The sequence below is a fragment of the Thiohalocapsa sp. genome, assembly GCF_019695415.1.
Taxonomy (GTDB): domain Bacteria; phylum Pseudomonadota; class Gammaproteobacteria; order Chromatiales; family Chromatiaceae; genus Thiohalocapsa.
In genome coordinates, this window is sequence record NZ_JAIFKJ010000363.1 from 1,733 (window position 1) to 12,493 (window position 10,761).

Consider the following 10,761-nt stretch of genomic DNA (forward strand, 5'->3'; position numbering starts at 1 on the left):
GGGGCGCGGTGCGGCGGGATGACGGGTAAGGGCGCGGCCGCCGGCGCCCCCGCGGAACAGAGTATGCCCGAGGACGCCGCCAGGCACCCGCAGCCCGATGCTACCCGCTGTGGCGGCCAGCTTGGTGGCCACCAGCGGCAGCACCAAGGCCAGCTCGGCCTCGCCGAGGAGCATCACGGCGAGGGTGTCGTAGCTGATGCCCATGATCTGCGGCGTCCAGAGCGCGAGCACGCCAGTGAGCAGGCCGGCCAGGGGGAAGCTGGCGCTGCAGGGCCAGCGCCCGGTGTGGCGCAGCAGCCATGTCGCGAGGGCGGAGAAGGCCACAGCCAGCAGACCGATGCCGCCCCCTAACGTCAGCATCGCGAGGATTTCCCAGTGCGAGCCCAGGTGCTCCGGCACCACCGGAAAGCCCGGATCGTCCATAGCGAGCATGCGGCTCGCCATGGCGCCTACGACGGCGGCGACGATGACGGGCAGGAAGCGGTTTACCTGGTAACGGACACGCAGCACCTCGATGCTGAACACCACGCCCGCCAGCGGTGTGTCGAAAGCAGCGGCGATGGCCGCGGCCGCGCCTGCGGCGAGCAGGGTCCGCTCCTCTTCGGCATCTAGGCCGAGCCGGGAGCCGACGAAGCTGGCGCTGCCCGCGCCGAGGTGCACCGCCGGCCCCTCCCGGTCCACGGAATGGCCGCCGACGATGGCCACTACAGCACCCAGAAACTGCACCAGCATGTTGCTGAGCGGCAGACGCTCGCGGCCCGGGGCCTGCAGGCGCTTGAGCACATGGGTGACGCCGACATCGCGGCGGTCGCGGGGCAGCAGGTCAAAAGCGATGCCAAGCAATAGGCCGGCTGCGACGGGGAGTGCCAAACGTGCGGGGGCTGGGAGCACCTCGTAGCCGTCGCCACCCGCGGCGGGCAACAACAGCCATTGGCCCCACTCGATGGCGCCACGGAAGCCGAGCACCACCAGGGCGGCCAGCAGACCGCTGATCACGCCGAGCAAGGTCAGGCGGAGGGAGGCGGCGTAGTCGTCGTCCATGCGGGTACATTCTACCGGCGGGCTGGGCTACTGGCCGCAGCAGCGTGTCGTGTTCAGGGGTGTCCCGTTTGCTTTGGGGCTCCACTGGTGGCTGGATTGGGCTTCGATGCAGAGACCGACAGCGATGTGACGGGGATGGGACTCACGCGCCGGCGGCAAGTGAGAGGTAGCGAGCGTGCAGGGCTCGGACCTTCGGCTCGAGGTCCTCGAGGTCGCGGGTGTTTTCGATGACGTCGTCCGCCGCTGCAAGGCGGTCTTCGCGGCTCGCCTGGCTCGCCATGATGCGCTTGACCTGCTCCGGCGTGAGACCGCTGCGGCGGCCGACGCGCTCGATGCAGAGGTCTTCCGGCGCATCTACCACCAGTACCCGGTCGGCCATGTCGGTCTGGCCGGTTTCCACCAAGAGCGGGATGGCGAGCACCGCGTAGGGGCCCGCGGCCGCCGCCAGATCCGCCTGCATGCGCGCGCGGATCATTGGGTGCAGGATGCCCTCCAGACGCTGGCGCGCGGCTGGGTCCGAGAACACCTGCTCGCGCAGCGCGGCACGGTCCAAGGCGCCGTCCGCCGCGATGACGTCTGTGCCGAAAGCGTCGGCGATGGGCGCCAGTGCCGACCCGCCCGGTGCTGTCAGCGCATGTGAGATCACATCGGCGTCAATGACCGTGACGCCGAGCTTCACGAAAAGTGCTGCAACGGCGCTCTTGCCGCTGCCGATGCCGCCTGTGAGCGCCACCGCGAAGGGGTGGTCGGGATGCTCGACTCGGTGGTCTGTCTCCGTGCTCATCTCAGCTGATTCCGCTGAAGTTCAGATAAGCGGCGGTGATTTCCTGTCCCCAGAGCAGGTTCACCCAGCCGGAGATGGCCAGAAACGGTCCAAAGGGAATGGGTGTTTCGCGCCCGTTGCGGCCCGTGACTACCAGGGCGATGCCGAACGCCGCTCCGGGCACCGCCCACAACCGCACTTTCTGCGGCAGGGTCTGCCAGCCCAGCCAGTCTCCAAAGGGCGCTACCAGCTTGAAGGCGCCGCGGCCCATGCCCTCCTTGCCCTTGATCAGCCGGAAGGCGTGGAATACCAGCCAGAAGGTGAGATAGCCGGCGGCGGCGCCGAGGATGGCTGCCCGGCTGCCGACGAACAAGTCCCACAGGCTCAGTACCAGGCCGAGCCACAAGAGTGGCAGCGTGATGTCGTCCGGCAGTATCTGGGTGTCGGCGTCGATGAAGGCGAGGGCCACGAGCCCCCAGGTGAGCACCAGTGCGGCGGCAGCCTGCGGTGTCGGCCCGAACTGCCAGACCACCAGCAGCGACAACAGGGCGGTCAGTGCCTCGACTGCGGGGTACCGCCAGGAGATGGCGCCGCCGCAGGCGCTGCAGCGCCCTCGCAGCGCGAGCCAGCTTAGGATGGGGATGTTCTCCCAGGGGCGAATGCGGTGGCCGCAGAGGGGGCAGTGGGAGGCGGGGCGCGATAGGCTCAGCGCCGGCGCAGCGGGCGCCTCTGCGTGCACAGGCTCCGGCGGCGGCTCCTCCGCCTGGACAGCATCGGCGGCCGCAAGCGCTGCACACTCCGCGCGCCACTCCTGCTCCATGATGCGCGGCAGGCGGGCGATGACAACGTTGATGAAGCTGCCCATGATGAGGCCCAGGAGCAGGACGCTCGTGAACAGCAGCGCCGGCGTCTCGAAGAGCGTGGCGAATAGTGCGTCGGTGGGGTCCATGACAGTAGACGGCCGTCGGCCATGCGTCGCCGCGGCTGGCGCTCAAACCACGGCCGCGAGCTTGAAGATGGGCAGGTACATGGCCACCACCAGTCCGCCCACCAGACCGCCGATGACCACCATGATGAGCGGCTCCAGCAGGCTGCTCAGGGCATCCACGGCGTTGTCGACTTCTTCTTCGTAGAAGTCCGCCACCTTCGCGAGCATCTCGTCCAGGGCGCCGGACTCCTCGCCGATGGCGGTCATCTGGATGACCATGTGCGGGAACAGGTCGCGCTGGCGCATGCTGAGCTGCAGGCTCTGGCCCGTCGCGACATCCTCACGCATTTTCTGCACGGCAGTGCTGTAGACGATGTTGCCAGTAGCGCCGGCCACCGAGCCCAGCGCCTCCACCAGAGGTACGCCGGCGGCGAACATGGTGGATAGGGTGCGCGCGAACCGGGCGATGGCCGCCTTGTTGAGAATGCCGCCGATCACCGGGATCTTGAGCGCAGCGCGGTCGATGAGCTCACGGAAGTTGCGCGAGCGCTTGAACAGCTGACCGATGGCCCAGACGGCGGCGCCTGTGCCCAGGGCCACGGCCCACCAGTACGCTCGCAGCATGTCGGAGAGCCCGATCACCAGCAGCGTGAAGGGGGGCAAATCCGCGCCGAAGCTGCTGAACAGCGCTTTGAACTGGGGGATGACAAAGAGCAGGATTACCACGGTGACGGCGATGGCCACCAGGATGACCGCCGCCGGATAGAACATCGCCTTCTTGATCTTGCCCTTGATGGATTCGGTCTTTTCTTTGTAGGTCGCTATCTTGTCCAGCAGGATGTCCAGCACGCCGGCGGCCTCGCCGGCGGCCACCAGGTTGCAGACGAGGTCGTCGAAATAGCGCGGGTGCTTGCGCAGGGCATCGGCCATGGCGGTGCCGCTTTCGATGTCCTGTTTGATGGCGAGCACCAAGTCCTGCATGCTCGGGTTGTCATGGCCCCGGCCGACGACATCGAAGGCCTGCACCAGCGGCACGCCTGCGGTCATCAGGGTGGCCAGCTGGCGGCTGAAGACAGCGAGGTCCTGGCTCGTGATCTTGCGCTTGCGGCCACCAAACAGTGGCTGCAGCTTCTTGCGAACCTTGGTCGGATTGACACCCTGACGGCGAAGATCGGCGCGCACCAGGGCAATGGTCGGTGCACGCAGCTCCCCTTTGACGCGGTTGCCGCGCCGGTCCACACCCTCCCAGGCGAACACATGGGCCTTCTCGGTCTTGGGCTTCTGGAGGGCGGTGACGGCCATGGTTTGGTCCCGGTGGCGGGTCTTGCGGGCGCTTGCCGATGGTTCTGGGCTCGCGACCGCCGGCGCGTCGTCGGTCGCGGCGCCTTGGCGCTAGTCTTTGATTACCCGGTTCAGCTCGAGCAGGCTGGTCACGCCGGCTTTGACCTTGCGCAGTCCGGCGCGGCGCAGGTCCGCGTAGCCTTCTTTCTCGGCTTGCTCTGCGAGCTGGATGGAGTTGCCGCCCCCCATAATGAGCCGGCCCATCGCTTCCGATACCTTGATCACCTGAAAGATGCCGACGCGGCCCTTATAGCCGTCGACGCAGCGGCTGCAGCCTACGGCCTTGTAAACGGTTATGCCCTCGGCGATCTCCGCTTCGGCGAAGCCCTCTTCGATGAGTGCCTCATTGGGCAGATCGTCTTGTTCGCGGCAGTGCGGGCAGAGCCGCCGCACGAGGCGCTGCGCCATGATCAGCAGCACGGACGAAGCAATGTTGAACGGCGGTACACCCATGTTCGCAAGACGCGTCAGGCACTGCGGCGCGTCATTGGTGTGCAGGGTCGACAGCACCAGGTGGCCCGTCTGGGCCGCCTTGACGGCGATCTCGGCGGTTTCCAGGTCGCGGATCTCCCCCACCATGACGATGTCCGGGTCCTGGCGCAGGAAGGCGCGCAGCGCGGCGGCGAAGGTCATCCCTGTTTTTGGATTCATGTTGACTTGATTGATGCCTGGGACCTGAATCTCCACCGGGTCCTCGACGGTGGCGATGTTGACGTCCGCGGCGTTCAGGATATTGAGCGCGCTGTAGAGCGATACGGTCTTGCCCGAGCCGGTGGGGCCGGTGACCAGGATCATCCCGTAGGGCTTCTTGATGCACGCTAGAAAGGCCGCCTTCTGCTCTGGTTCCATGCCGAGCTCGTCGATGCCCACGGTGGCAGCGCTGGAGTCGAGAATTCGGAGCACCACCTTTTCGCCGTACAAGGTTGGCAGCGTGTTCACGCGGAAGTCGATGTCGCGGGTGCGGCTCAGCTTCAGCTTGATGCGCCCGTCCTGGGGCAGGCGCCGCTCGGCGATGTTCATGCGCGACATGACCTTGAGCCGCGCCACCAGCCGTCCGGCGATGCTGATGGGCGGGTTGGCTACCTCGCGCAGCATGCCGTCCTGCCGATAGCGAATACGAAATGACTTCTCGTAGGGCTCGAAGTGGATGTCCGACGCGGACGCCGCGATGGCGTCCACGAGCACCTTGTTGACGTAGCGCACCACCGGGGCGTCGTCAACGTTGAGATCGGAGTCATCGCCGCCGAGCCCCTGCTCGTCGTCACTGGTGATGCCGAGGTTATCCAGGTCCGCATCCATGAGGTCCGCCATGGTCGTTCCCTGGGCATCGATCGCTTGATCGATGGCGGCGGCAAGCTTGGCCTCCTCCACGAGGATGGCATCCGTCGCCATGCCCGTGCTGAAGCGGATTTCTTCCAATGCGCGGTCGTTGGTCGGATCCGAGACCGCCAAGAAGAGCCGGTTGCCCCGCTTGTGGATGGGCAATACCCGGTGCTTGCGAATCAGCTTCTCGTCGACCAACGTGAAGGGTAGGGTCTGCGGGTCGACGGCGTCGAGGTCCAGCAGCGGTACGCCGAACTCCTGGCAGGCCGCGACGGCGACGCTGCGGCTGTCCAGCACCTTCTCCGAGACCAAGTACTGGATTAGGGATTGACGTCGCCGCGTGGCTTCGGTTTGGGCATTTTGCGCTTGCTGCTCGCTGAGCAAGCCGTCCCGCACCAATCGCTGCGCCAAGCCGCTTGGTGGGATCTGAGCCTGTTCAGTGGACATACAGGATCCTCGCTCGGGCCCGCCTTACGGGCTCGTCTGCAGGATTTCGCAGCGCATGCAACAGTCGGCCCTCGGCGTGGGCAGCCTGCGGCGGCTTGGACGCCGCCCTTGAGCCTCCAGTCTAGCCCGTCCGTGGGTCTTGGAAGTATGGCTTCGGTCGGGCCTCAACGATTGACGCCAAACGCGAGCCGTACGTTCTGGGCCACGAGCCCGTTGTCTTTCTGCTCGCTCTCGGCCAAGTAGAATTCCAGGATCGTCTCGCGATTCAGCAGCTGCTCTTCGTTCACGTCCTCTGCGACTTCGTTGGCGTGGCAGAAGACGCTGACGTATGGCGAGCTCGGGTCCCGCGGGTCGGTGATCCACAAATTGGGCGAAATATGACTCATGAAGCGCAGGAAGCCGTAACCTTTGTCCGGGAACCACTTGGTGCAGACGCCCCTAACGCAGGAGCCGGGCTTGCCCCATTCGTTGCGCGGCTCATAGGACACCGGCAGCAGGTCGGGGATCAGGAATCCGGACCAGAAGTTGTCCGCCTCCTGTTGCAGCTGGCGGCTGACGTTCTTGAAGCCGATCAGCTCCACGCGGCAGCCGCGGTTCTGCAGGGCATTCACGACCTGTAGAAAGTCGCCGTCGCCGGTCACCAGGATGACCTGCTCCAGCTTCTCGGCCTGCAGCATCGCGTCCACGGCCATGTCGAGATCGGCGTTGGCCTTGGTGGAGACGTTGCCCATCTCGTCCGTGTAGCGCCGGACGTGCTTGACGGTAATCTTCCAGCCGAAGTCTCGGACCATCTGTTGGTAGGCGCGGGATTTCTTCTTGTACTCCGGGTCTTCGTCGGCGCGTTGGGCGTCGTAGGCAATGTAGGTATTCAGGCGTTGCAGAATGCCGTCCTGGCGTGCGGCGAAGTTGCGCAGCACGTCGTAGCGCATCTGATAACCGCCGTTGTAGCGAATGTTCTCTGCGTCCACGTAGACGCCGACTCTCGGCAGGGATGGCAAGACTGGGGGCTCCTGTTGGTCTGGTTGCGCTCGTGTGGACAAAGTGGCGGCCGGCCGCGTCCGCGACGTTAAACGTCGGGGCGGAGCGCTGCCGGTTCGGAGCGCGGTGTGTCGGTAGGAAAGCGGGCCGAGATTGCATGGCGGCTCTGGTACTGAGCAGGGGTGCATGCTCGGCGTGGGGCGGGGGTACTGCTGGCGCGGCACCTCGCGGCGGACCTGGCAGCGGCCGATCCGGCGCAGATGGTCTGCGACAGACCGGCCGACGCCAAGCCAATACTACTGGTTGGCGCGGTTTGTGATGAGGTCATCGACCACTGTCGGATCCGCCAGGGTGGAAGTGTCGCCCAGGCTGTCGACCTCGTTAGCGGCGATTTTGCGCAAGATGCGGCGCATAATCTTGCCGGAGCGGGTCTTCGGCAGGCCCGGCGCCCATTGGATGATGTCAATCCCGGCGATGGGGCCGATCTCGGAGCGCACCAGCTTGACCAGCTCTTTCTTGAGCTCGTCGCTCGGGTCAACGCCCGTCATCGTGGTCACGTAAGCGTAAATGCCCTGGCCCTTGATATCGTGCGGATAGCCGACGACGGCGGCCTCGGCAACGGCCTCGTGCAGCACCAGGGCGGACTCTATTTCCGCGGTGCCCAGGCGGTGGCCGGAGACGTTCAGCACGTCGTCGATGCGCCCGGTGATCCAGTAGTAGCCGTCCTCGTCGCGGCGAGCGCCGTCACCGGAGAAGTAATAACCCGGATACTGCTTGAAGTAGGTATCGATGAAGCGCTGATGATCGCCGTACACGGTGCGCATCTGTGCTGGCCAAGGACGGGTGATAACCAGTGCGCCCTCGCTGGGACCCTCCAGCATCGTGCCCTCCGCGGGGTCCACCAGCGCTGGCACTACGCCGAAGAAGGGCCGCGTCGCTGAGCCGGGCTTCAACGCGGTGGCCCCGGGTAGGGGCGTGATCAAATGGCCGCCCGTCTCGGTCTGCCACCAGGTGTCGACGATGGGGCAGCGGCCGTCGCCCACGACGTTGTGATACCACTCCCACGCCTCGGGGTTGATGGGCTCGCCGACGGTGCCAAGGATACGCAGGCTCTTACGGGAAGTCTGCTTGACAGGTCCCTCGCCGGCGCGCATCAGCGAGCGGATCGCGGTGGGGGCCGTGTAGAAGGTTGCAACATTGTGCTTGTCCACGACCTGCCAGAAGCGCGAGACGTCCGGGTAGGTCGGGATGCCCTCGAACATCAGCGAGATGGCACCGTTCGCGAGTGGGCCATAGACGATGTAGGTGTGGCCCGTGACCCAGCCGACGTCGGCGGTGCACCAATAGACCTCGCCGTCTTGATAGTCGAACGTGTACTTGTGCGTCATGGCGGCGAAGACGAGATAGCCGCCGGTGGTGTGCAGTACACCCTTGGGCTTACCGGTGGAGCCCGACGTGTAAAGAATGAAGAGCGGGTCTTCGGCGTCCATCTGCTCGGGCTCGCAGACGTCGTCCGCCGCATCCACGACCTCGTGGTACCAGAGGTCCCGGCCCTCAATCCAGGCAACGTCGCCGCCGGTGCGCTTGACGACGATGCAGGTGTCGATGCTCGGGCAGTCGGCGAGCGCCTGGTCAACGTTCTTTTTGAGCGGCACATTGCGGCCGCCCCGCACACTCTCGTCCGACGTGATGATGAGCCGGCATTCGGAGTCCTGGATTCGATCGCGCAGAGAGTCCGGCGAAAAGCCACCGAAGACAATAGAGTGCACGGCGCCGATGCGTGTGCAGGCGAGCATGGCCACCGTCGCCTCCGGAATCATCGGCAGATAGATGCAGACGCGGTCGCCCTTCTGCACGCCACGGGCCTTCATGGCGTTGGCGAGCTTGCAGACTTCCCGATGCAGCTCTCGGTAAGTGATGTGCTTGTCCTCTGCGGGGTTATCGCCTTCCCAGATGATGGCCGTCTGGTCACCCCGCGTGTCCAAATGCCGGTCCAGGCAGTTGTAGGAGACGTTCAGCTTGCCGCCTTCGAACCAACGGATGTACAGATTGTCCGCGTCATAGCTGTAGTCCATGACCCGGTCCCATTTCTTGAACCAGGTGACGAACTCGTCGGCGTATTCGGCCCAGAAGCCCTCCGGGTCATCCACCGAGCGCTGATACATGGCGCGGTAGCGTTCGTCGTCGATGTGCGCACGGGCTGCGATGTCGGCAGGAACTTCGTAGATCTTGACGTCGGACATGGTGGGGCTCCTCGGGTGTGCTGCGATGGGGACACGACCGGCGGCGTGGCGCCGGTTTCTTTGCACCGAATTCTTTGTCTTCGCCAGGGAAGCGCCGATTGATTGGCGCTTCCCGAGCGGGGCAGGACGCCCCGCCATTGTCAGCGACGCAAGTCGCTGAAAATGCAGGAGCCGGGAAACCGCCCAATGTCTGCACAGGCCCGGCTCCGTCTGATTTTTGGGCAGGATGCCCAATAAATCAGCATCTCCCTAGGCCGGTGAGTCTAAACCCTCGCCGGTATGCTCGCCACCGAGCCCCGGCGCGGAGCCGGCCCGGCCTCGGCACCCTTCTTCCGTGTCAGTGGCGATCGCATTAGGGAAGCGCCGATTTATTGGCGCTTCCCGTGCGGGGCAGGATGCCCCGCCATTTTCGGCGACGCAAGTCGCTGAAAATGAAGGAGCCGGGAAACCGCGTTTTCCGGCTCCGTCGGATTTTTGGGCAGGATGCCCAATAAATCAGCATCTCCTTAGCTGCCGGCGGGCGCCTCGCCGGCGCGCTCACGCGCGGGGAAGAGCCAGCCGCCGAGCAGTAGCAAAATGACACCAAGCAGTGAGATCCAATACCACCCGGGCACGCCGAAGCTGCCGAATTGGTACACCCCGCCGGCACTGAACATCACCCCGTCATCGAAGGGCACGATCCAGCTCACGCCGTAGCGCAGACCAGCGTCCGGTCCGGCAGCGGGCTCTGCGTAGGCCGAGGCCGTAAGGCCGTCGTCGTCCTCCATGAGTCGCACGCTGAACAAGCCGTCGTCGCTGCCGATCCACAGGCGCTGGGTGTCTTTGCGCGGCGGCTCAAGGTGCAGCGAGAGCATGCGGCTCTGCTCGAGCCCGACCTTGATCGGCTGCCATGGCTCTAACGGGGCGGATTGCCAATACAGGCCCTTGCTGGTGCCGGCGATGAGCCGGTCGCCCGCGGTGATGACAAAGCTGAACACATTGCCCGTCTCCGGCAGGCCTGTGCTATTTGGCGCCCAGCTCGCGAGGTCGGCGACATCGGCTGTGAAGACGCCCTGGTCCACCGTGCCCGCATGCAGGTAGTCCGCGCCGTCAATGGTCTGTGGCTCCAGGCGATATACATGGACGCCGTCGAGCTGGCGCCGCCAGTCGCCGTCACCTTCGATCAGCAGCCCCCCCCCTGTCGCCACCACCAGGCCACTCGCGGTGGCGGCCTCGTCGCTCACCCGGACGGTCACCGGCGGTAAGCCGCTCGGTGCGTTGACGAGCCCTCCGCCGGTGCCGATGGGGCCTTCACTCGGATCGCCGGACAGATCCGCTGCGAGCGCGGTGACCGGCTGTCCGCCCAGGTCGATGTCGACGCGGTCCCAGGTGCCGTCGGCGAGCCGCCAGAGCTCGCCGTCCTGGGTGCCGGCCAGGATGGAGCCGTCATCAGCGCGGGCCAGATCCGTGACGTGACCGGTGCGCGGCGGGTCGTTGACGACCGCGCGCTCGCCCCCGGGCAGCAGGGGACCAGCGATGATGAGCAGGAGTCCGGCGCCTGCCAGGGCCAGAGCCAGCGTACGGTTGGTATTCATCGAGAATCCTCAGTGCAGATCCGTGTTTGGCGACTGGCGTATGCCAGGGCCGAAGCCCCATGTGGCGCCCAAACGCCGCGCCCGTCGGACGGCCCTCACCGCAGCCCTGGCGCTTGGGCGCCG

At 65.7% G+C, this 10,761-nt stretch carries 8 protein-coding genes; all 8 read right to left on the reverse strand.

Going from position 1 to position 10,761, the window contains the following annotated elements; genetic code table 11:
• Positions 1–1,041: chloride channel protein (locus tag I6U14_RS10425; protein ID WP_296899112.1), on the reverse strand; the 1,041-nt coding region annotated here is incomplete at its 3' end.
• 142 nt (positions 1,042–1,183) lie between these two features.
• Positions 1,184–1,825, reverse strand: a complete 642-nt coding sequence (gene coaE / locus I6U14_RS10430; RefSeq protein ID WP_296899114.1) for a dephospho-CoA kinase — start codon at positions 1,823–1,825, stop codon at positions 1,184–1,186.
• A gap of 1 nt (position 1,826) precedes the next feature.
• Entirely contained in the window at positions 1,827–2,753 is a 927-nt protein-coding gene (locus I6U14_RS10435) for an A24 family peptidase (RefSeq protein ID WP_296899116.1), read from the reverse strand.
• 42 nt (positions 2,754–2,795) lie between these two features.
• A complete protein-coding gene (locus I6U14_RS10440; RefSeq protein ID WP_296899118.1) occupies positions 2,796–4,034 on the reverse strand; it encodes a type II secretion system F family protein in 1,239 nt (412 codons plus the stop codon).
• Between the two features lie 90 nt (positions 4,035–4,124).
• The gene (gene pilB, locus I6U14_RS10445) at positions 4,125–5,843 is read right to left on the reverse strand and encodes a type IV-A pilus assembly ATPase PilB (protein ID WP_296899120.1); all 1,719 of its coding nucleotides are present in this window, start codon (positions 5,841–5,843) and stop codon (positions 4,125–4,127) included.
• 164 nt (positions 5,844–6,007) lie between these two features.
• Positions 6,008–6,841: an NYN domain-containing protein gene (locus I6U14_RS10450; RefSeq protein WP_296899122.1), complete on the reverse strand. Its 834-nt coding sequence runs from the start codon at positions 6,839–6,841 to the stop codon at positions 6,008–6,010.
• Between the two features lie 276 nt (positions 6,842–7,117).
• The gene (gene acs, locus I6U14_RS10455) at positions 7,118–9,064 is read right to left on the reverse strand and encodes an acetate--CoA ligase (RefSeq protein WP_296899124.1); all 1,947 of its coding nucleotides are present in this window, start codon (positions 9,062–9,064) and stop codon (positions 7,118–7,120) included.
• Positions 9,065–9,570: 506 nt separating this feature from the next.
• Positions 9,571–10,638, reverse strand: coding sequence for an ABC transporter substrate-binding protein (locus I6U14_RS10460; protein ID WP_296899126.1), 1,068 nt, complete (start codon positions 10,636–10,638; stop codon positions 9,571–9,573).
• Between the last annotated feature and the right edge of the window lie 123 nt (positions 10,639–10,761).

What these genes read in the sequence shown, in the direction of transcription:
- coaE (WP_296899114.1), bottom strand. Translation starts at nt 1,825, where the DNA reads ATGAGCACGGAGACAGACCACCGAGTCGAGCATCCCGACCACCCCTTC.
- I6U14_RS10435 (WP_296899116.1), bottom strand. Translation starts at nt 2,753, where the DNA reads ATGGACCCCACCGACGCACTATTCGCCACGCTCTTCGAGACGCCGGCG.
- I6U14_RS10440 (WP_296899118.1), bottom strand. Translation starts at nt 4,034, where the DNA reads ATGGCCGTCACCGCCCTCCAGAAGCCCAAGACCGAGAAGGCCCATGTG.
- pilB (WP_296899120.1), bottom strand. Translation starts at nt 5,843, where the DNA reads ATGTCCACTGAACAGGCTCAGATCCCACCAAGCGGCTTGGCGCAGCGA.
- acs (WP_296899124.1), bottom strand. Translation starts at nt 9,064, where the DNA reads ATGTCCGACGTCAAGATCTACGAAGTTCCTGCCGACATCGCAGCCCGT.
- I6U14_RS10460 (WP_296899126.1), bottom strand. Translation starts at nt 10,638, where the DNA reads ATGAATACCAACCGTACGCTGGCTCTGGCCCTGGCAGGCGCCGGACTC.